The following is a 22,093-nucleotide window of genomic DNA, read 5'->3' as shown; positions in this document are numbered from 1 at the left end:
TTGTCCTCCTTTGCGTTTGTTTAGTGTTACCTATGTTCCCGGTCTATTCTGTTACCCATGTCTCCGGTTCATACCCAGGGCGGGGCCACACTCCTAGTGACCCATCGCTACCCTCAAGGCATCTTCAAACGAATCCTTTTCAATAGTGTCGATCGCCTCGAGGATCAATTTCATTTCCTCATCAGTCATTCCCCTAAATAATTCCTCACCTTTCGACAGTATCTTTGCACCTAATTCTATCCCTAAGATATCTTCCGGTGTATAAACCTTCGGTTTGGATTTCATTTTGGAAACAACCGCATTCATTAATTCTAATATTCTGCGCAACAAATCACGATTCGAAAGAGTACCAAATAGGCGCACCACGTCTTCTCGAAATACTTCGGCATCTTTCTTAGGGACCGAAGCTAAGAGTAAATTGAATACTCTCGGATCGTCAATATCCATGCCTGCTTGCAAAAGCTCTCTGGCTCTCAAAAACATTAAACCCTCAAATCGATGCGCAGTTACATAAGAGTGCAAGGCCGCAAAACCAGCCTGAAACGCCGACTTAAGATATCTGCCAAGCTTAAAGATAGCAGAACCTATGGACCCGAGTAGACCGAATACCTTGGAAGGTGAATGCACAAAGCCGGCCAACGCTGAAAAGGCTGAGTCTAACCTCTTCCTTCCTTCATATTCCGGATACAATAGCTCGAGGAAATATTTTAATAATACCTCTGATTGATCCGAAGAAATATTCGAAAATTTGGGGTACTTCTGTATATTTTCTTTCGAATAACGTCTTACTAGTGCAGACCTGTAAGCGGAAATTAATTTTGGAAATTCTGGTTCATCTAGATACGAAGCCATCAGGTGCTAGGAAAACCGTTTGAGAATTTACGAAAAGCAGAATTATGCATACCTGTAAGAATTTCAGTTTCCGGGCTTAAAGCAATACCAAATGAATCGATCCAATCCAAATGCTAAGATCCGAACTCGAACAAATAGAAATTTGGATAAGGTTTATATCATCATCCCAGTTTTAAACGAAGAGGAATCTCTTGCAAAAGTAATTCACGGATTCATAAAAGAAGGAGTTCCTTCTAGTAATATCATCGTCGTGGACAACGGATCAACGGATGACTCGTCGGCAGTTGCCCGGCATTCGGGTACAAAATTGCTCTATGAACCTAAAATCGGATATGGGAGCGCCTGCCTGGCAGGACTCAATTTTTTGGAGAACTCCGATCATGAACCAGAATATATAGTTTTCGCGGACGGAGATGATTCGGATGACTCAGAGGATCTATTTAAACTTTTGCAACAGTTCCGAAATTTTCCAGAAACTGACATTGCAATCGGAACCCGTACCCAAGGAGGCGCCGAAAAAGGTTCCTTGTCTTTCTTGCAGAAATTTGGAAACTCACTCACTTGCTACTTACTGAAGATTTTCTATCGACAAAAGTTTACAGACTTAGGGCCATTTCGAGTAATTCGGTGGAAGTCTCTTCGACTTTTAAATCTAGAGGATAAGACTTGGGGTTGGAATATAGAAATGCAAATTCGTTCCATTCAAAAAGGACTAAATATTGTAGAGATCCCGGTTCATTACAAAAGAAGAAAGTTAGGAAAATCTAAAATTAGTGGGAACGTAATCGGAAGTATAAAGGCCGGATCAAGAATACTTTGGATTTTTTTCAAACTTACGCTCTTTCATTAAAAAAACCGAAACACTTTCAAACAGCAGAACAGTTATTCTAACCGTACATTTCAAAAATTTGTGACATTTGCTCTGAAGGGATAGGACGTGAATAATAATATCCTTGTCCAAGATCACATCCTGCGTCTTTCATTAATCTTTCTACTTCCGCGGTCTCTATCCCTTCTGCCACGACTACCATTCCAAGCTTGTGCCCAAGGTCAATGGAAGCCTGACAAATAAATAAGGATTCCCGATCATGAGGAGAATCCATTACAAAAGAACGATCGATCTTTAGCTCTGTAAATGGGAATCTATGGAGCTGCTTGAGTGAAGAGTATCCAGTTCCAAAATCATCGATAGAAAGTCCGATGCCTCGGATTCTAAGTCTGGTAAGTATGTCCTGCGTAAATCTTATATTTTCCAAGAAACTTGTCTCAGTAATTTCAATTTGGAAATGACTCTGAAGAATCCCTTTGTTCTTTACTTTCGCGGAGATTTGTTCCGGAAAGTCCAACTCAGTCAAAGTAACCGGAGAGATATTCACTGCCATCCGGAACTTCCGGCCTTTTTCGTGCCATCGAGAACATTCGGTCAATGCAATATCGATAATATTCTCAGTCATTCCATTCAGTAGGCTCGCCTCTTTTTCCATAATCGGTAAAAAGGAATCTGGATAAACGAGACCCAACTCTGGATGTTTCCACCGAACCAACGATTCAAATCCTTCGACCTTACCGGTTTTTAAATCAATTTTTGGCTGGTAATGTAAAACGAATTGGTTGGACCGAACAGCTTCTTCCAGATCTTCGTATGTGAACTTTCCAGGCACAGACTTGCCAGCTGTGCTCGGCTTAACAACAGGAGGATTCTCTGAACGCACACTCTCGCTGAGGGAAATTAACAAAGACCTAAATTCGCCGACTCGGATCGGTTTCTCCATCACCGCAGCGATCCTCAAACCGTATTCTCTTGCAAGCGTCTGAGCGCTATGAAGTGTTCTACGATCGGCACCGGAGATCAATACGACACTCGGGTCCACATCCTTGTCCGAGAGCGCACGTATTACATCCACTCCATCCATTCCAGGTATCATTAAGTCTAATATTACAAAATCATAAGAGTTATCTAGTTTGTTTAAGAAAGAAGGTGCGTCGTACGTAAGCGAAACATGCATACCGCATTCCTCGCCGATCTCGCCCAAAATTTTAGCGATTTCTATTTCATCGTCGAGAATCAGCAGCTTTTTCAACTTCTTTCCGTCCATATTCAATCCGCAGTTTTTAGCGGTAAATGCGTCATTAAGATTTCTTGCATTTTCTTCCAGGAATAGGGTTTTCTAAGAGTCAACACTCCTGGTTCCAAATTTTTGCGAACTGCTTCTTCATCCACATTCCAGTCGTAGGTCAAAACAATTCTTTTGTTCGGAAATCTTTTGGACAATTCAGAAGCCACATTAATGTCCGATAGTTTAGCGGCGTTGGATTCCAGAATCACGATCGATATTTCCTTATCCTCCTGGACTATTTTTACCGCGTGCGACTCATCCGTGACAAAAACAATGTCATGGACTAGATGCTCCAAATAATAGGAAAGCACAGAAGTTCCGATATCGTCTGCTTCGAGAACTAATATTCTGAATTTGTCATATTCTCCCTTTAAATCAGGAAGATGGCTTTTACCTTCTGAGGTTATCGGAAGAAATAAAGTGACGCTCGTTCCAGCTCCTTGCTGTGTTTGCACCTGGATAATTCCTTTCGACTGTTTTACGAATCCGTAAACCATTGGTAACCCCATTCCCGTCCCCTTTACGGATCCTTTGGTAGTAAAAAACGGTTCGAACATCCTCGCCTTCGTATAGTCGTCCATTCCGTGCCCATTATCATAAATAGTAATTGCGCAATAATCACCAAGACTCAATCCTCTATACTGCGACGATCTGTTAGAGTTGGGAAGGTATCTAGTAGAGATCAGTATTTTTCCTTGATTCGTGATGGAATCCCGAGAGTTCAGGCAAAGGTTCAATAGCGCATTTTCTAAGCCGCTTCTTTCAATTTCACAAATTAAGGGGATCTCCTCCAGATCATATTCGATGTGGATACTCGCGGTTTCTATCCGATTTAGTATCGGTACAAATTCTTTTAACAACGAATTCAGTTCGAACGATTGCGGATTCAGTGCTTGTTTTCTGGAGAAGGATAATAGTCTTCGATTTACCTCCACTCCTCTTTGTACTGCTTCCTGAGCGGAATGCACTCTCTTTAAAGTATCCGGAGAGTCCTTCAATTTCATTTCCAGAAGATCTAGATTTGCCAAGATTACGTTTAAGAGATTATTAAAATCATGAGCCATTCCGCCTGCGAGTTGGCCGACAGCTTCCATTTTATTTGATTGAATTAGCCGTTCCTCAGTTTCCTTCCTTTCCGTGATATCCTGAATCGTGCCAACTAATTCAAGCGAGTTTCCGCTTTTGTCTTTCGCGACCTCTCCAGTGATGACAACAAACTTGGTGGATCCGTCTGCCCTTACAATCCTACTTTCGAACGGTGCAAATAACCCTTCTTCATAAGATTTTTCTAAATTTGTCATTACAAATTCTTGATCATCAGGATGCACATGATCCAAAAAGGAGCTTAACGTATTTGCAAATTGATCCTTAGAAATTCCAAAAATCTCATACACTTCTTCGGACCATGTCATTGCGCCAGTTTTAGCGGAAAGCTGCCAACTCCCGAGCTTAGCGACTTTCATCGCCTTCTCCAAAAGTTTTCTGCTCTTTAGAAGGTCCTCCTCCATTTTCCTTCTAAATAGAACCGCTCCGACCATTGAAGAGAGAAGTTCAACAGTCTTAAGAGTGCTCTCATCAAACGCAAATGGTTTCCTGGAGATGATATTCAGTATTCCAGCGCATTTTCTATCATATAGCAAAGGTGAAATCAAAATAGATCGCGCATCGATTTGTCTGCACAATGCAAGGTTTCCAACCGGATCCTTTTCGGTATCTGGCGAATACACCGTCGACTTAGTCAGCATCGCCCTTCCAGAAAGACTGTTGGAAATTGAAACGTGGGTTCCGAGCAAAGGTATTGCATTTCCTGCAACTGCAACCGAAACAAAAGCATCTCCTTCTGGAATCTCGATCACGACTCCGTCGCAATTTATAATCTTCGGAATGTTCTGCGCAATATAATCAATTAACTCATCAAAACCGAATTCGTTCGTAGCTATTTCCAAGTTGAATTGAATGATCTTTTGCATGCGATCAGATGCTTCCGTACCCTGCTCTGCTCCGTTTCTATCCATAAAATGCAGTATACTCTTTTCTAACAGAGAGGAAGTTAAATTTTCTTTGATAAGATACTCCGACCGATTCCTTTCGGATTTTTTGATATGTGCCTCGTTCTTGTCCGGAGTGAAGATGTGAATTCTAGGTTTTTCCCCTTGATAATCCTGTAAAAAATCTTCGATATTTGCCGATTCCGGTCGTCGATCTATCAGAATCAGATCAAACTCGTACTTATCCAGCACGGATAAGTTTACATCCTCCGATTTGATCCGGATCAAATTTGCGCTTACTGAACCGATCCCTTCGAAAAGGCTGCGAATCAGATTGTATTCGCTTTCGTCATCCTCTATGAAAAGAATCTTTATTAGCCTGGAATCGATCATTCGTTAGTCCCTAATCTCGCGAAAACCGGATGCAAAGGCCGTTTCGATAAAAATTCTTCTAATATAGACGATAAATAAGACATATTATAGATCTGTAATTCTGTAATATTAGAAATACCGGAGGATAGATATTGGATGAAATTTACTTTGTAAACAAAAAGTTTAGGGCATTCGGAAAGTCTTGCGAACATTACCTGGAATTCAGGCAATTTCAGTTTAATAAGTTCCAGATTTATAGAATTGGAGAACATAATTCGGCTGCGATCGGTCTCCAGGTTTATCGAGGAAATCGAAGCTATTCAATAATAATCTAGTATTCGATTCATTCATCTAAGGGAAAAAATTTATTTTCCTGACCCATAAATTTTATCCCGAATTTTCCTAGCCCATTCCTTCACATTTTTTTGGGAAGTTTCATACCCTAATTCGTATAATCTTAGATAATCGTCCCAATCGAATGTTGAGAACTCTCGCGCTGGTATCTCGACAAAAATATCGGAAGACTCTTTTGTTCGCTTCAAATTGTTTCTGGAGGATAAGAGTAAGGATCGCATCAATATCTCTCCGATATGCGGATATTGAGATCTTCTCTCCATAGGCAAGAAACCGTTCATTAAAAGTTGAATAGCGGACGGACCTTCTCCCGGGAACCTGGAAGAAACCATGGATCCGTAAGCAATATCTTTTCCAGGTTGAGCTCCTGCGCCTAAATCTACTGAAATCAGAATATCCGCGCCTTTTGTTCTCAAAGCAGAACCAGGTAAATTATCCCATAAACCTCCGTCTACGTAGAGCGATCCATTATCATAGAAAGGTGGGAAAATTCCTGGAATCGAAGTGCTAGCGCGGATTGCCTTCCATATTTCACCTTTTTCGAATACAACTGGTTCTGACTTTGTCAAATTGCAAGCCACTGCAAGAAAAGGAATCCAAAGAGTTTCGATCTTCCTTTCTCCGAAAAATTCTCGGATTGCTCTGGAATATTTTCCTCCGGTTAAAATAGAGATAAAAGGAATAGAATAATCTCGAGTTAGCTTTCCTCTGATCCAGATTTCTCGAATTAGCCTAAGCATTTCTTCAAAATCGAATCCCATTGCAAAAAGCCCGGCCATGATGGACCCTGCAGAAGTACCTCCGATTAAATCGACAGGAATTCCTTGCTCTTGTATACTTCGCAGAAATCCTAAATGAGCAAAGCCCTTAGCGCCTCCGCCTGATAACGCGATCCCGACTGCTTTTCCCTCCATGCGTCGGGCTACTCTTTCGAACTCTCCGGATCGGTTTTTTCTTACAAAATGTCTTTGCCCTTGAAATTCTTTATAATATTCTTCTAATATACTCCAGTTGGAGAATTCGTTTTCTAAATAGAAAATCGATTCCCGAACCGTTTCGGAAAGACTGCTGCCTCTAAGCACTTTCCAAGCATGACTCGTATCTTCAATCGGATTCCCTGGTTCGATCAAAAACAAAATTCTGTCTGCCTGCCTAAGACAGGTCTCAACCCAAAGAGTATCTTCGTGATCCACTTCGAATATAACTTTATCGTATTCCCTTTCCAATCCGTTTAACCAGGAAAGTATATCCGGAATATCGAATAGGACCTCCTTCTTTTTAGAGGCCTTGTAAGAGTGATACTTTTCGAATTTCTCCTTAGTCGCTATTAGAGAAGAACCGAAGGCTTTTAGAGCGTTCGAAAGTTTATTCGAAAAGTCTTTTAGAGGAAAATTCCGAGTAACTGGAACAAGTGCAATCGTATGTACTTTTCTGCCGGTTTCTCCGCCGCCACGGGTTTTTTCCGTGAGTCTTCTTGCAATCGTCTCTGTTATGCGAAATAGAGCGTCGGGTGATCTGGAAATAAATTTCCTAAACCCATCTCTCGAAATTCGAATTACTTGTCCGGATCTTACGGCGTACACGGATGCGGATCTCGGTTCTCCTGTAAGCAGGGACATCTCTCCGATAATATCGCCCTTTCCGAATTCGCCCTCTGAAATCCTCTCTCCTTTTTCATCTTCGATCACGAATCTGAATCTACCTGAAACAATAATGAAAAGAGAATTGCCTGGATCTCCCTGATGAATCAATCTTTCTCCACCGGGAACATACAACCATTGCATATAATTCTGAAGTTCTATTACTCTCTTTCTATCAAAGTGAAAAAGAATTTCGAGGCTAGATAAGAAGTTAAAGAGTTCCTTTGGATCAGGTCGGACCGCTGCCATCCGAAAATATCGATGGCTTTTCAAGCGAGAGCAGAATGTCTCCAATGCTTCCGGAATTTTTTCGGATAATCTTTTCCAGGAAAGTTTTGAAACCGAGGCGACCCTAACTTGCACCTTTGTGCGAATTCCTAACCCGCCTTCCGGCCAACCGAAAAAACCCGCTTCTCCGAAGTGACTCCCCGGTCCGATTTCGGTCAAAAAGGACGTTTCGCTTTTCGATTTGGAAACGAACTCTTCGCAAATTCCTTCCAACAAAAAAAACATTTTTGCGGAAGGTCTATCCGTTCGTACAAGAACCCTGCCCGATGGAATTCGCTGCACTTCGAATCCGGAGACAAAGGTGCGAACTTCCTCTTCATTCCATTCTCGAAACAAGTCTTCGTTGGATCGAAAAACTATACTAAACCAGTGAGGTAAGCCTGCTTCGATTCCATTTTTTAAACCTGATTTCCTGGACATTGCTCCGAACCGAAAGAGAAAAGAGTATCAAATGTTATTGACGTATCAAAACCAAGGTTCAACGAGAAAAATCCGAAATAAATCCGGAAAACTCTAAGTCCCTAGCTTCTCACAAAGGGCCCGAGCTTCGGATTCTATCAGAATGCGTCTTTCCTTAGGAATTCCTGCTTCCACTAAGAGCTCCGGTTTATCGCATAAGGTTTTGCATAAAACTACCCTCATGCCAAGTAAGATTTCCTTTTCATGTTTTGATAAAGTGGTCAGGCAAGTGATCGGATACAATCCCAAGCGGTCTATTTGCTCTCTTAAACTATCCCCTTTCGGATAATCCCAACTGACCAAATGTAATCCGGAGCACGCACCATATTTGATCGCGTCCGAAGTAAACCTCGTATTAGTTACGATCCAACCTTGGTGAAATTTCTTTTGATGGCCGGACAACTTTTTCCATTGCTTTTCTACATCCAAAAATCTCGCGAAAATATATAACGGAATTTTTACATCCGATACAATACCCGGAAGATTATGATACTTACACTCTATCATAAAATGCTTATTTTCTTTTTGGGCGATCACATCAATTTCGTGACTCACGCAAAACCCTTCGACGATTATACCGACTTCTGTTATGTAACCTTGATGAGAAAGAATCTCGGATATAAATTCTTCGAAAGGATATCCAGATGGACCCAGCTCCATAATTCCGTTTTTGAGATGATACTTTGAGGCAGAAGTCCGTGAACTTTCCTTTAACGTCTGGTAGGCTATTTTGTAGATATTCTTCGTAGGAAATTCATCTAGCTTCTTTTCCTTAATTTTATTCACGATCTTTTCTATCGTTTGTTGGTCGGCTCCTGTTTTCTTAAGAGAATTTCTGATCTTCTCTTCCGAAAACTCGGACACCTCTCCACTCGATTTCACAACAGAGTATCTTTTCTTTTTTCTGGACATTTATTTCTGTACCTTCGCTGTGCTACAGAAAGTGATCAAGCTTTCCGATTTAACCTATTATTGGAATTCACCAGAAAAAAGCAAGGGTTGATTTATCTACCGAACGCTACAAATACCCGACAAAAAACAACTATCCGTATTTCCATAAATATTATATTTTTATAATATTTATTCTCTCCCATAAACTTCATAATACTTAATATCTAGCGTTAATACGAATTATATGTATCTGTTTCCGATAACGTTACTTTATCCTTCAAAATTCCAAAATAAATCGACAAGATGCTTCATTTCATCAGGCTGACGCCAAGTGAGGATTACAAAAGTACCAAATGAAAAAGACACTAGCGTTAACTACAATCTTCATGCTTTCCATTTCCTGTTCTTCATCGAAAGGATCTAGCGAAAGCGTTGACGAAGCGGCTTTGTTAATGGGAGTCGCGACCTCTCCAAAAGCTCAAAATGCGCAAGCACTAGAGCAGCTGCTACAGAATGGCGATGCATCAGCCGAAGGAATAGGGACTTCTCCGAGCAAAGATGGAATTGGAACTTCTCCAAGTACATTCGGAATCGGAACTTCTCCTAGCAAGTTCGGAATTGGAACTTCCCCAAGCAAATTCGGCGTCGCAACCTCACCTTGATTCATTTCAAGTAAGGTTGGAACACTTGCTTCAATATCTTCCAGCCCCTTTAGGTCGGTGGATATTGGAGCTTTTAAGAAACTTCCCTCTAAAACAGAATCGCTTCTTTCACTCCGCAACTTAGATTCTGAAGTATTATTAGATTTAAATTTCTATTGAGCAATCTTATACGCTGCGTGACAGGCCACGCATTTTTTGGTAAGCGAATCCATTTCCTTCAATATGATTTTCATGTCTTTCTTTTCTTTGAGAAGGCCAGCGAGTACATCGAACTGGCGATGAGTTCCAAAGCCTAGTTGTTTAAATTCAATCGGAAGCTTGATTAGAATTTTCTTCTCTTCGTTTTCTAAACTCTGAACTAGGGACATCCCTGAGGCAGAAGAAAACTTTGCCGCGTTGACGTAATCTCCTTCCGATAGGGAGCCAAGAATTCCATTTAAAGAGGTTAGCAACCCTCTCATTTCTGTTAAGACTAATAGCTTTTCGTCTTCGGTCAGATGGATTGCAGTTCTTCCATCTTTCGACTTAGTTGTTTGCCCAAATACAAAAAAGTAAACCAAACAGGAGAACGTCACCGCCCACAATAAAAAGGAAACCAATCCCCAGGAAAATTTTTTCTGAACCATCTGAATAACCTCACACCTAATCTGTCACGTATTTCTTTTTTCGTCTTTGCACTATCAGTCGCTCACTGATTCTTCTGTACATCTGTGCATTCATATTTGTTTCTCGATTCCAATGTACAAACTAATTACCGAAGTGCTTTTTTTGAAATCGAGTCTATACGGCTCGCTCCCTTTTATTAGAAAATCAGAATGCGATAGCGCCCAGTCTGAATTCTTAGCACCCTTCAAAGATTTTGGAAAACCGTATTCTAATGCCGCATGAAAAGCATATTGTCCTAGGTAATACCCGATTCCCGCAGAGAGATGATGTTCCGTCGTTGTCCCTAAGATAGGGCTTACACTTTGCGGCGTCAACGGAGTTCGACCGTAGCTATAACCTATTCTTGTTCTAAAGGAGTCGCTCCAAGAATACTCTCCACCGATGCTGTAGATCCATTGATCCCTCCAGCGCAGATTCATTTGCAGAACGTTGGTTTGGGTTCCCAAAGGAGTGGTGAGCATGGGATGTTCCAAAATAAATTTACTAGAGGTAAACCCATGAGACCAAGGCACGTACTTAATATCGAAATCCAATATCCAGGAAGATGTTCTATAAGAAATTCCTGCGATATGTCGATCGGGCCAAATCATAAACCGAGAAACCCTAGATTGATCCGGAAATCCTCCCCCAGAGATGACTTGAATATTTCCGTCTAACGGGAGCTTGTTGGCTGTCGTGTAAGAATATGCAAATCGGATTTTTTCGGTCAATTCGTAAGACATTCCGATTTTGCCTCCGTACGAATATGCAGAATCGCTCTTATAATCGAAGCTCTCTGGAAGCCGGAAAGATCCGGTCGGATCTAGGTTTGTCTTTTGAAGTTTCATAAATGCATAAACTAGATCGATTCCGGCGCCAACCGAAAGATTTCCGAATCTTGCACCTATGCCGGAAGTAAGCTTCACGGTCATAAATCTGCACATTATGCTTTCCTGAATTCTTTTCTCCGTCCCTATCACAGGAATATCCGTATGCAGAATTTCATTGATCGTTTTACCTCCTTGAGAAAGCCTTTGCAGGTTTTCAAAGTTTCCTCCTCCGCCTCCCTGAGAGTATACCGCAAATCCGATTCCTAGATTCTGCTTAAGAGGAGCGATAAAGCCCATATAAGGAAGAACCGCCTTGGGAGTCTCCGTAATATTGTTGTTATACGATCGGCTTGGATCTGAACCATAAAATTCATCTTCATAAACGATTTTAGGAAAATGCAAAGCGGTTCCGAGTTCCCATTTAGAAGCGGTCAGCCTGCCTAAATGAGATGGATTCGATTCCAAATCCATTACTGACCCTCCTATTGCCTGAAAAGCCCCGCCCATTCCAGCCTGTCTTGCTCCGAAGGCTGTCTGCTAGATCCCTTGAAAAGAAAACACGGGCCTGGAAGAAAAGAAAATGCAACACAGCAGCCAAAAATGAAAGCCTCGGGTAAAATTGAATTTTGCCTCGGAACGAAGGATACCAATTCCGAGACTCATTCTCTCCCGGCTCTTAAAAAAATTGATTATATTATATTTACATAAATTAGTTTTTAATAAAATACTTATTTCGGAATATCCTTTTTCCGACCGGAACACTTCGAAAAAAGACTGGTTAAATTTTCTTCTCACATTTCCTTCTCCTAACTGAAACATAGCACCGGTATAGGAGAAATTGCAATGACCTGGATCAATCTAACTGAAACGAAAATTGAATTAGTGGCACATCCAAAGAATTTACAATTGTCAGAAGTTCTTTTTCATGAACTGGCGATAAGAAAGAAATAAAGGCCCGGCAATCCAAGCGAACAAGAAAAGAATGCAAAGTATGACTACGGGAATGATTCCCAATGTTTTAATCAGGAACGCGCCGGAAAATCCTAAAAGAACAGATGCTTTTGTCTGAAGGATCAAGGTAATCCGGACCAAATCGATCGGATTCATCAATACTATAAATAAAATCGGAATTTCTATGGGATATTCCCCCAAATACAAACTGAGCACGAACACTAGAGCATCGAAGAAGATAAAGAAATAGAGCCAGATCAACAACGCGCCGGAGATGATCAATTCTCCTTTTTTAAAGTAGGAGCTGAGCAAAAAAGCAAGGGAAACAAAAATCAGAATCAGTACAATTCCAAAGAAAATCAGTTCCAAAAACAAAAGTGCAGATGCGGCATCCGAATAAAAGGTAAATATCCCTGGAACTCCGATCCCAGCAATTAATCCAAGAGACAACGAGAGAGAGATACCTAGATATTTCCCCAAAAAATACTGGGATCTAGTAACTGATTTAGACAAAAGCACTTCCGCAAACGGAAAAGATTCCAAAAAAGATAATCCCGCAAAGGTGATCGCAAACAAAGGTACGATCAATAGAATTAAATTCATTAGACTAGTGATGAAGCGAGTCCCGCTTTCGTCCCCGAAATAGTTCAACAAACCTACGCTGATCGCCAAGAATCCGGAAAATACAAAAATCCACTTGTTTCGAATGTTTTCCCTAATTTCAAAAAGTAGGATTTCCTTCATCTGTGTTTCTCGTATTCCTGATTCCAAAATTCCATCAAGGAAGATTGAAGGTTCGGAAATTTCCCTTTTTCTAAAAATTTACGGGGAGTGTCATCGATCAACAAAGATCCTTCCGAAAGCAACAGAAAACGATCCGATACTTCCTCGACGTCGCTTAAAATATGAGTCGCAAAAAGAAGCAGCGCGCCTTCCTTTTTTTTCTTTAGTAAAACTTCCTTTAAGATGTGAGAGACGTACGGATCCAAACTTGCAGTTGGCTCGTCTACTATATACACCGGTTTTCTCACAGAAAAGCACTGGAGTATATTCACTTTTTGTTTAGTTCCTCCAGAGAGAGAACCGAATTTCTTATCATTATCAAACTTTAATCCTAGAATCTCAAACAGATAGTGAAAAACTTCCTCTTCAAATGTTTCCAACTTTCTAAAGAAATCCACCAGCTCTGAAACTGCCAAATTCTTCGGAAAGGATGGCGTCTGAGGCATGTACCCAATCTGCGAAAGGCTAGCTTTTTCGCCTTCCTTCGATTTTCCGACCTGAATGTTTCCGTGAGAAGGCTTTACTAGACCGAGTATGCTTTTGAGCAAAGTGCTCTTTCCAGATCCATTTGGCCCGATTACCGCGATAATATTTCCAGCCTCTGCACCAAAAGAAACATTTCGGAGCACTTTAGATTTTCCGAATACAACTTCAAGATCATTCACTGTAATCATATATTTTCCTTCATGGAAGGTTTTTTATCTTCAAAATCCACTGGAATCACAATCGGAAATGCTTTTTCCAATCCTTGTAAGAACAAGACAACGGGAGATTCGTAGAGTATCATGAGAAACGGATACTCAGTTACCCAGTACCCAAAAAAATGCACAGGACGGAAAGGAATGTCCCCGAACGCATCTCGGTTCAGATCATATCCGCTGTAACGGTCCCAAAAGTTTTCTAGAAACTGATTCGAGGTTCTTTTCGCATTCGTGCTAATATCGAAAACATTATTCGCAAAATCATTTTTCGCAAAAATATTCGAATCACTGTTTCCTAATAAACGAATTCCCCAACCATTGTTTTCAATTTTATTATGTGTAAAATAATTTCGATTACATCCATCCGAAAAAATTGCGACTGTATTTTCGACCAGTTGATTCTTTGTGAAAATACTCTCCGAGATTTCCTTTAATAAAAGTCCATAGGAGCTATCGCCCCAATTGTTTCGGAAAATATTACTTTCTACCAGAATATTCTTGCTATACATAACCGCAACGCCGGCAGAATTTCCGGAGAATTCGTTTCTTCTAAAATCGTTGTCGGAGGAAAACATAAAATGCATTCCGTATCGAATATTATCCTTCGAAGTATTATCTTCAATTTTCAAATTACTGGAAAACTCTAAGTAAATTCCATCTCTATGCTTCTGGATTTTATTTTCCAAAATCTGCACGTTCTTTGAGGACCAAAGATGGACTCCGTTCCCGCCTGATACTTCGTTTTTTGCGTTTCCGGTTGTTTCGTTTTGAGAGACCAGACATCCGTCCACGTTTGCCAAATAAATCGCGTATGCCGTGTCTTCGAAAGAATTCCCTTCAAATTTGCAGTCCTTTACATTTTCTGCATGTATCCCGGCATACTCAGTCGTGTCTGAAATTCCACTTCCGACGATCTTTACGCCTCGGATTCTAACACCGTCCGATTTTACATCGAACACGTGCCCGATTTTTTGCCCGTCTACCAAAGTATCCGATGAGCCCTGGATAGAAATTCTCCTTTCGATCGGAATACTTCCTTCCTTATAAATTCCTGATTGAATCAGAATAGAATCCCCGTTTTGGGCTGTCGCGACCGCAGCTTTGACCGAATTGATCTTGCAATCTCTACAGACTTGGATCTCTCTGGAAGAGAGTGAAAAACTGATCAGCGGGAGCAAGCATAGACTGAGCAAGATTCGAACAAGAGAGCGAAAATATTTACCTGTGAATCTTCTCCGAGTATTCATCCGATTATTCTAATATATTCTCTATTATCTTTCCCTTATGTTTTTCTAGGAAAGACCTTGCATTTTGCAGATCGGAAAAGGCCGCTAATCCTCCTCCCATGGGAGACCGAATTTCCTCAGATTGAACATAAGTTGCCTCTTGGACACTCACCATTTTTCCGGGAATATCGAAGAGAGCAACCCAACCCAGATGAAGCGAAATCTGATTTTCCTTTAAATAAGACCGAAGGCATTCCAAGGAATCAAAGTATACTCTCCGGCCTTTTTGAGTTAGAATCTGGGCATGAAACTTAGGATCAGTAATTGCCATGACGCAATGAGCGCATTTTTCATGACCAAGTTCGGGTGTAACAGGCTCATTTTTTGTGCAGCCCATTTGCTGAAGCACGATCAAAGAGAAGATTAGCATTAGTTTACAAAGCCTCATTTTGGACTCTCTTCCTCTCGGACCAAAGTATCACAAACAGTGTAGCTAGACAGATCAGAAGAATCCAACCGCCGTAATTCGGATAGCTGCATGCAGTTATGTTCAGCATTTCTTTGCATCCTAGTAATGGAGGCTGGTATGCCATTCCTGGCACTATGATTGGGGCTTCGGGATTCAAATTGTGTCCGTAATTGTATTCCCATCTCCAAAAATCCGCCAAGCCCGCAATCCCGAGAATCACGAAGTTGATTACTCCAAGTGCGATCATATATACTCTCGGAAGCAAAAGGGTCACGAAAGCGCCGAGAATCATATATCCAAGAACGTAAGGCATAAACAAAAGTTCCGGAATAGACTCCGACACTATCTCGTGCATTCCAATATAATGATTTAGCAAATTAATATTTTGTAAATCATATGGGGTTGAACCTTTGACTTGATGAATCCAGATCTGCATCCCTAATCCCTCAGGATATTGGGGTGCAGCTAGAGAAATCTGCCATATGGGTAAAAAGAAGACCGAAATCAGAATACAAGCGATTCCTAGTACCAGGTACCGATTTCCTGATTTCAGTCTTTGAAGGAGAAGTTTCTGCATTTCTATTGCCTTATGGAGTCACTCTTATGTACTGCTGCATTTCTTGGTGAAGCGCAGAGCAGAAATCCGTGCAGTAGAAAGGATAGACGCCTGGTTGACTTGCCTGCCATTTGAAGGTCCTTGTTTGACCTGGCATAATGAGCAGGTTGGGCATTTCAGGAGCTCCACCTACCGCAAATCCGTGAGGAATATCGTAGTCTTGTTCCAAGTTGGTCACGTGGAAGTAGACAGTATCACCTCTTCTGACTTCAATCGTATCCGGTTTGAAGTGGGATCTGATTTGAGCCATATACACGCGAACTACATTACCTTCTCTGACGATCCTAGCTTCTTTCTCGCTCTTAACCGCGTAAGGATGTTTATTTTCTTCTAATGGATAGATCTTTGCAGCCTTGTCCATTAACAATTTTGCAGGGAACATCTGTGAGTAGTGAGGTTCACCTACAGTCGGGAAGTCTGAAAGTAATTCTGCCTTTCCGCCGGAGATATCGTAGAGCTGCGCACTTTGTGGCAATTCCATTCCCACAGGTAGGTAACGATCTTTAGTAATCTTGTTCAGAGCGATCAAGTATTTACCGTAAGGTTCCTTGGAACTTCCTCCCACGATTGTCAAGTGACCAACGCTATAATAGGCAGGCAAGTGTTGAACCACTTCCCTTTTTTCAATGTCCCATTTTACTACCTCTGAACTTACGAAGCAAGAAGTGTAAGCGTATCCCTTTCCGTCAAACTCTGTGTGCAGAGGACCCAAGCAAGGTTTTTGAACTTCACCAGCTAAGGTTGACTCATATTTGAGTATAGGAATTCCCTGTATTTCTCCCGTTCTATGTTCAGGCTTGTCCTTTACATCTTTCAATTTGGAGAACGAGTGAACTGGAATTACTGATGCTAACTTTCCTCCGCCGACTATATATTCACCGGTAGGATCCACGTCAGTTCCGTGCGGACTCTTCGGAGTTGGCATATAGTACATCATGCCAGAGCAATTTTTAGGAAGGAGCATCTTGACTCCGCTGAGTTTTTCGGAAACTACAGGTTTATTCTCAGGAAGGTAATTTCTGTAGTATTCTCCGCTGTAGTTGCTCGCCTTTCCTTGGTCTAGACATTCTTTTGCGCGAACCCAGTTGAATGCCAAGATATAGTCCTTATCGTTTTTGGAAGCTCCTACTTCTAACATCTTATACGCTTGTTCAGAGTTGTAAGAAGTGAAGAAACACCAGTCGTGAGACTTGCCTTTTCCGCAACGAGAAAGATCGTAGTCGAAACCTGGAACTAAAACTTGAAGCTCGATAGAGAGTCTTCCGGTTTTTGGATCGACCTTCACCATAGTGATCGTTCCTTGAAATTCTCCTTTCGAAAAATTTTCCACAGGAACACTACGCTGAGGAATCGGAATGGAGAACCTTGTCGCCGCCATCAGATACTCAGTGTTTTCTGTAGCAAAGGGTGACGCGTGATTTCCTGCGCTGTTTGGAATCTCTATGATTTCTTTGGTTTCCATGTAACTCAAATCAATCCTAGCAATCCTAGGAGTGTTATTTGCGTTTAAGAAAACCCACCGACCATCTTGTTTACCGTCGGTCATAGATGTTTCGACGTGGTGACTGTCATCCCAAGGAATAAATCCTCGAGTAGTTCTTAACATATTCTTAGTTTCTTCGTCGTATCCGTATCCATTTTCTGGAAACACTGAAAAAACCGGAATAATCTTGAACAACCTTGCAGAAGGGATTCCGTAGACGGACATCTGCCCGCTAAATCCTCCCGACAAGAACGCGTAGACCTCGTCCTTTTCCCCCGGTGCTACGTAAACTTTCTTTGCGGAATCCGAAGCCAAGGTCGCTGTGGAAGCTCCCCCTTTACAAGAAGCTACTAAAACGGCCGCGGCTAAAACGAATATGCTGGTTAATTTAAATATTCTTATATTCATATTTGTTAATTACCTTTTATCTGTTTTTCTAAAGTACTCTAGTATGTCCCTAGCCTCCGATTCTTGGACGTTCTGAAAAGTCATCTGTGTGAGATGTTCCGCGAGGAGTTCCTTTGCAATCGGATCCTTTTGGGTCATCTCTACAGGATTCAGAATCATATTCATTATCCATTCTGGAGTTCTCCTTTCGGTGACTCCCTTTAATGCTGGGCCTACCACTTTCTCTTCGAATTTGTGACAAGCACTGCACTTCATTTCGAACTGTTTCTTTCCTCTTTCCGCTGAGGCACCGTCTATCGGTCCGATAGTAACCGAACTAATAGGGCCGATCCCTTTGTTTTCGCTTGTAGTCGATTCTGCTTGGCCTTCTTTTTCCTTTCCGCAGAAAAGAAGGGTGGTTGATAAAAGAAAAACTAATACAAAGAATTCCTTTAATCTCCTATGTAAAAAGACATCCACTGACTTTCGATTCATGACTCTGCTACTCCTTAAATCCTGCGATGAGCTGTTCTTTGCAGACCATTGCTCTTTCTATAAAATCAAATCTCATTTAAGGTCTTGTCGCCTTGATTTGAATCAAGTTTTGCAAGAATCCTCCGCTGATAATTATCAAACCCATGATTCTCAAAAATATATGCAACTAGGATGAGCACTCGAGAAAAAAGGTCTTATAATAAAACGGAGGGGAAAATGAGCTTGAAGATCTTCGATGAAATCACAAACGAGAAAATGGAAAACATTTTCTCTGAAGGCAAAAAACTACAGTATAAAAAAGGGGAATTTCTTTTTCACCAAGGTGACGAGCCTGAATCTCTGGACCTTTTGATAGAAGGTGGATTACAGATTTTTAAATACGATTCTAACTCAAGTGAAGTAACGTTAAACTTCTTTCTGCCTTATTCCTTGATAGCCGAGCTGGCATTTTTGAATGGGATACAATACCCTGCTTCAGGACGATTTTTCGCGGATTCTACGATTCTGCGAATGCCAATGGGTATGTTTAAGCAAAAAATCGAAAATAATATTTCAATTTGTCATCTATTGATCCAGTCACTGTACCAGAAAATTCAAATATTAAATATGACTATAAGCCGAGGATTAACGATGGAGGCGCAACAAAGGGTCGCGCACTTTTTGTATCACCTTCCAGACAATTATCCTCCTTTAAACCAAATTCAAATCGCATCGATGCTATTCCTCAGACCCGAAACCTTGTCACGCGCGTTGAGGCAATTAAAAGACCTCCAAATTATTGATCCTAAACCTGGACAGATCAAAATATTGGATCGAGAAGGATTATTAAAGTTTTTGAATAAAATCTGAATCCCTATTGTTGATTCGGATCAAAGACAAATGCGCAGAATTCGCGTAACGTGAGCGATATGATATTATTTCGGCGTTTTCTTCCACATCTTTGGTCTATGGCGTTTCGTCCTTTCTTCTTAGCTTCGGCGATACATGCAGTAGCATCGATCTTACTCTGGATATTGATTCTACTGTTTGGATTTACTTCTCCGTTTTCAGTGGGAGGAGTTCAAATACACTCTTACGAAATGGTTTTTGGATTCGCAAGGGCAACCATCATCGGGTTTCTGTTCACTGCGGGCCAGTACTGGACAAAGACAGTACTGATCAAAGAAAAACAGTTATTTTTTATGTTTCTGCTTTGGCTAGTAGGAAGAGTTGGTTTTCTATCTTTCGGATATATTGGTACCGTAGCGATCGTTCTTGATATGTTTTGCGATCTAATGGTTCTCTACCATTTGATTCCAGCTTTATTCAAAGAAGGCCAAGAACGCAACCGGATCATTGCAATTACCTACTTCATTTTTTTTCTACTTCACGTGTTGACCGCTATTTCTTTTCTAAATGTGCTTCCGGTTTTCTGGAGTTTACATTTTGTCCATTTATCGATTTTTTTAGTTCTAATCTTTGTAATCATAATCGCCGGTAGAATTCTTCCCTTTTTCACTTCCGTCGCGGTTCCCAATTCGAATCCCAACAAAGTACAAGCTCTCGAAAATACGATTCAGTACCTCGGATTTCTTTTCTTATTTATAGAAAGTTTACTTTACTGGACCCCAGACATCAAGCCGCTCGCGGCTTCCTTTTCGATCCTGTTCGGAATTGCAAATTTGGTTCGTTGGAAAATGTGGGAACCCTGGAAATCTAGATCAATACCTATACTTTGGATTTTACACCTCAGTTATTTTTGGTTGGTTCTGGGCTTCTTTGCTTACGGATTTTCCCATTTAGAAATTATGCAGGTTTCTTCGGCTTTGCATATTTTTACAACAGGAGGGATCGGAGTATTTATTTATGGAATGATCACTAGAGTCTCTCTAGGCCATACAGGTAGACCGATTCGAGCTTCAAAACTTATCATAGTCGGATATATTTCGATCAATTTAGCGGTACTCGCAAGGGTATTCTTTCCCTTAATAAATCTGAATAGAGAAGGTTATCTGCTCTCGGCTATATTTTGGATACTCTCATTCGCTCTATTTTTGATGCAATATACGAATATTCTAATACAACCAAGAGTAGATTTTAGATCGGAACCCAGAAACTAACCGGTAATTTTTCTCAAAAGTGCTCGCCCGATAAAGCGGAATTTTTCTCCTAGGGGAAATCTTCCAAGATTTGCTTTCACTACACCTTGCGTAAATCGAGTTCTCTTTGAGTAATCAATTTTTACATCTACGATGACCGGACGACCAGTCTCTGCAAGCTGAAACGCTTCTCGTATCGTCTTTTCGATAGAATCGTTTGAATTCAAGGAAAAGTAAGCGGCGCCTGTGGCTGTTGCAATTCCTTCCAGCTTCAACTCTCCCAGAATCGTGCACGTTTTCCTACTATAAGGGATTTCCTGACCTTGGGAAATCTGTGAGAGCTCTCCATCATAAAAAACGAATAGAACCACACCTAACGAATGTACGGTGGCAGTGATCAATTCTAGTCCCGTCATCAAAAATGCACCGTCTCCGACGACTCCTGCTACTTTCTTTTTCGGAGCTGCCATTTTCGCTCCGATCGCAGCCGGAACGCAGTAACCCATACTGTTAAAATCCGTAGGAGAAAAAAAGGTCTTTGGATAATAAACGGGATACAACTCCGCCGCCAAAAAAGTGTGGTTCCCGTCATCCACAATCAAGGTATCGCTCTCTTGCATCTGAGCCCGAAGCCCACGAAAGAATAGATACGGATTGATTCTGTCCGGTACGTTATGCGATTTCCATTCTCTGGAATAATTCTCTTTTTTATCTCGAATCAGATTCCCGACCGAATCCTTCTTTTTAGGAAGGCTTTTGTCTTTTTCCAATTCGGCGATCAACTTCTCTAAAACCGCTTTTGCATCTCCTTCGATCGCTTCTGTTGCGGGATAGTTTTTGGAAAATACTTCCGGTTGTATATCGACATGAATCAAATTCTTCGGAACCTTCATGCTGAAACTTCCTGTAGGAATTTCAGAAAATCTAGTTCCGATGGCGAGCAAACAGTCGCAGTCGGAAAACGCAGCCTCTCCTGCAGGAACCGAATAAGCTCCAAATCCCATACCTACATGATTCGGATGATTTGCAGGAAAGACGCTTAGACCTTGCAAAGTAGTCGCAACCGGAGCATTCAATAATTCGGATATTCTAATTAACTCATCTGTCGCTTCCCGTGCGCCCCACCCTACGAAAATTCCTGGTGATTTAGATTCACTCAGCAATGTGCAAGCTCTTGAAATAGATTTCTTATCGATTTCAGCTTTTCTTGTTTCGGGCTGAAATTTAGGAAGAGAATCCACAGTGCCTTGAAATAACTGAATGTTAACCGGTATTTCTATGAAAACTGGACCACATTCGTCGGTTGTCGCCGTCTTGTAGGCCTCGTAGATCGTTGGAATAATCTCTCTGTGCTCTTTAACGTAATATGCTTTTTTTGTAATGCCTTTTAACAGAAGCATCTGGTCCAGTTGGTGGAGTTGGTATTTTTTTCCAGAATCTGTACGAACACCTCCAGAAATGATCAGCATAGGAATACCGTCTAAAAAGGCTTCTCCGATACCGCTTAGCGCATGGGTTGTACCCGCTGCTGGTACAATTACCAGAGTACCGATCGAATCAGACGACCTGCTAACTGCATCCGCCATGAAGGCAGCACCGCATTCGTGAGTGACTAAAACTGGAGTAATGCTTTTTGAATTATTTAATTCGTCATAAAGCTCCGTATTGTGAACTCCGGGAATTCCGAAAGTATATTTCACTCCGATTTGCTCCAAAGCAAATACAGCAAGAGATGCGCCAGACCGTTTCATATCGATTTCTTCCCTATTGTTAAATTTGCTAACTTTTTAATTTATGAAAAATAAA

19 protein-coding genes are annotated in these 22,093 nt (G+C 41.2%); 4 read left to right on the top strand and 15 right to left on the bottom strand.

Translation table 11 applies throughout. The features are described from left to right. Positions 1-93 precede the first annotated feature (93 nt). Positions 94-852: a hypothetical protein gene (locus CH373_RS14250; protein WP_100715454.1), complete on the bottom strand. Its 759-nt coding sequence runs from the start codon at positions 850-852 to the stop codon at positions 94-96. Between the two features lie 91 nt (positions 853-943). Here CH373_RS14250 and CH373_RS14245 point away from each other — a divergent pair, with 91 nt between their 5' ends. Beyond that, a complete protein-coding gene (locus tag CH373_RS14245; RefSeq protein WP_100715453.1) occupies positions 944-1,702 on the top strand; it encodes a glycosyltransferase family 2 protein in 759 nt (252 codons plus the stop codon). A gap of 37 nt (positions 1,703-1,739) precedes the next feature. Here CH373_RS14245 and CH373_RS14240 read toward each other — a convergent pair whose 3' ends face one another. The 4 genes from CH373_RS14240 to CH373_RS14220 all read right to left on the bottom strand — a co-directional run bounded on the left by CH373_RS14240 (position 1,740) and on the right by CH373_RS14220 (position 8,982). Beyond that, positions 1,740-2,948 carry a GGDEF/EAL domain-containing response regulator gene (locus CH373_RS14240; RefSeq protein ID WP_100715452.1) on the bottom strand — a complete coding sequence of 403 codons (1,209 nt, stop codon included), beginning with the start codon at positions 2,946-2,948 and terminating at the stop codon, positions 1,740-1,742. 2 nt (positions 2,949-2,950) lie between these two features. Beyond that, positions 2,951-5,350 (bottom strand): GAF domain-containing sensor histidine kinase, encoded by a 2,400-nt coding sequence (locus tag CH373_RS14235; protein WP_100715451.1) that lies wholly within the window; start codon positions 5,348-5,350, stop codon positions 2,951-2,953. A gap of 344 nt (positions 5,351-5,694) precedes the next feature. After that, complete coding sequence (locus CH373_RS14225; RefSeq protein WP_100715449.1) at positions 5,695-8,031, bottom strand: patatin-like phospholipase family protein; 2,337 nt, start codon at positions 8,029-8,031, stop codon at positions 5,695-5,697. Between the two features lie 93 nt (positions 8,032-8,124). Next, positions 8,125-8,982 (bottom strand): ATP cone domain-containing protein, encoded by an 858-nt coding sequence (locus tag CH373_RS14220; protein WP_100715448.1) that lies wholly within the window; start codon positions 8,980-8,982, stop codon positions 8,125-8,127. Between the two features lie 332 nt (positions 8,983-9,314). Between CH373_RS14220 and CH373_RS14215 the strand changes: the two genes are divergently transcribed. Beyond that, entirely contained in the window at positions 9,315-9,623 is a 309-nt protein-coding gene (locus tag CH373_RS14215) for a hypothetical protein (protein WP_100715447.1), read from the top strand. A 152-nt stretch (positions 9,624-9,775) separates the two neighbouring features. On the opposite strand, the gene CH373_RS14210 is transcribed toward CH373_RS14215, so the two are convergent. From CH373_RS14210 to CH373_RS14170, 9 genes are all read right to left on the bottom strand, one after another. Beyond that, positions 9,776-10,249, bottom strand: a complete 474-nt coding sequence (locus tag CH373_RS14210; protein WP_100715446.1) for a hypothetical protein — start codon at positions 10,247-10,249, stop codon at positions 9,776-9,778. Positions 10,250-10,339: 90 nt separating this feature from the next. After that, positions 10,340-11,569, bottom strand: a complete 1,230-nt coding sequence (locus CH373_RS14205) for an OmpP1/FadL family transporter (protein WP_243393403.1) — start codon at positions 11,567-11,569, stop codon at positions 10,340-10,342. A 438-nt stretch (positions 11,570-12,007) separates the two neighbouring features. Beyond that, positions 12,008-12,793, bottom strand: coding sequence for an ABC transporter permease (locus CH373_RS14200; RefSeq protein WP_100715445.1), 786 nt, complete (start codon positions 12,791-12,793; stop codon positions 12,008-12,010). Next, positions 12,790-13,506 carry an ABC transporter ATP-binding protein gene (locus CH373_RS14195; protein WP_100715444.1) on the bottom strand — a complete coding sequence of 239 codons (717 nt, stop codon included), beginning with the start codon at positions 13,504-13,506 and terminating at the stop codon, positions 12,790-12,792. The genes CH373_RS14200 and CH373_RS14195 overlap by 4 nt, the downstream gene beginning before the upstream one ends. Further along, positions 13,503-14,780, bottom strand: a complete 1,278-nt coding sequence (locus CH373_RS14190) for a nitrous oxide reductase family maturation protein NosD (RefSeq protein WP_100715443.1) — start codon at positions 14,778-14,780, stop codon at positions 13,503-13,505. Before CH373_RS14190 ends, CH373_RS14195 begins: the two co-directional genes overlap by 4 nt. Before the next feature lie 4 nt (positions 14,781-14,784). Beyond that, on the bottom strand, positions 14,785-15,207 hold the full coding sequence (locus CH373_RS14185) for a nitrous oxide reductase accessory protein NosL (protein ID WP_100715442.1): 423 nt from the start codon (positions 15,205-15,207) through the stop codon (positions 14,785-14,787). Further along, on the bottom strand, positions 15,194-15,805 hold the full coding sequence (locus CH373_RS14180) for a hypothetical protein (protein WP_100715441.1): 612 nt from the start codon (positions 15,803-15,805) through the stop codon (positions 15,194-15,196). Before CH373_RS14180 ends, CH373_RS14185 begins: the two co-directional genes overlap by 14 nt. 10 nt (positions 15,806-15,815) lie before the next feature. Continuing rightward, on the bottom strand, positions 15,816-17,735 hold the full coding sequence (gene nosZ / locus CH373_RS14175) for a Sec-dependent nitrous-oxide reductase (RefSeq protein WP_100715440.1): 1,920 nt from the start codon (positions 17,733-17,735) through the stop codon (positions 15,816-15,818). A gap of 9 nt (positions 17,736-17,744) precedes the next feature. Then, on the bottom strand, positions 17,745-18,209 hold the full coding sequence (locus CH373_RS14170; protein ID WP_100715439.1) for a c-type cytochrome: 465 nt from the start codon (positions 18,207-18,209) through the stop codon (positions 17,745-17,747). 216 nt (positions 18,210-18,425) lie between these two features. On the opposite strand from CH373_RS14170, the gene CH373_RS14165 reads away from it, so the two are divergent. Both CH373_RS14165 and CH373_RS14160 read left to right on the top strand, forming a co-directional pair. Beyond that, complete coding sequence (locus CH373_RS14165; RefSeq protein ID WP_100715438.1) at positions 18,426-19,058, top strand: Crp/Fnr family transcriptional regulator; 633 nt, start codon at positions 18,426-18,428, stop codon at positions 19,056-19,058. A 59-nt stretch (positions 19,059-19,117) separates the two neighbouring features. Next, positions 19,118-20,308: an NnrS family protein gene (locus CH373_RS14160; protein WP_100715437.1), complete on the top strand. Its 1,191-nt coding sequence runs from the start codon at positions 19,118-19,120 to the stop codon at positions 20,306-20,308. Here CH373_RS14160 and CH373_RS14155 read toward each other — a convergent pair. After that, positions 20,305-22,038, bottom strand: coding sequence for a thiamine pyrophosphate-binding protein (locus CH373_RS14155; protein ID WP_100715436.1), 1,734 nt, complete (start codon positions 22,036-22,038; stop codon positions 20,305-20,307). The genes CH373_RS14160 and CH373_RS14155 overlap by 4 nt on opposite strands. Positions 22,039-22,093 lie beyond the last annotated feature (55 nt).

Origin of the sequence: Leptospira perolatii, assembly GCF_002811875.1 — a bacterium.
GTDB classification, from domain to species: domain Bacteria; phylum Spirochaetota; class Leptospiria; order Leptospirales; family Leptospiraceae; genus Leptospira_B; species Leptospira_B perolatii.
The sequence above is the reverse complement of the archived record's forward strand: the minus strand, read 5'-3'. Positions and strand labels throughout refer to the sequence as shown.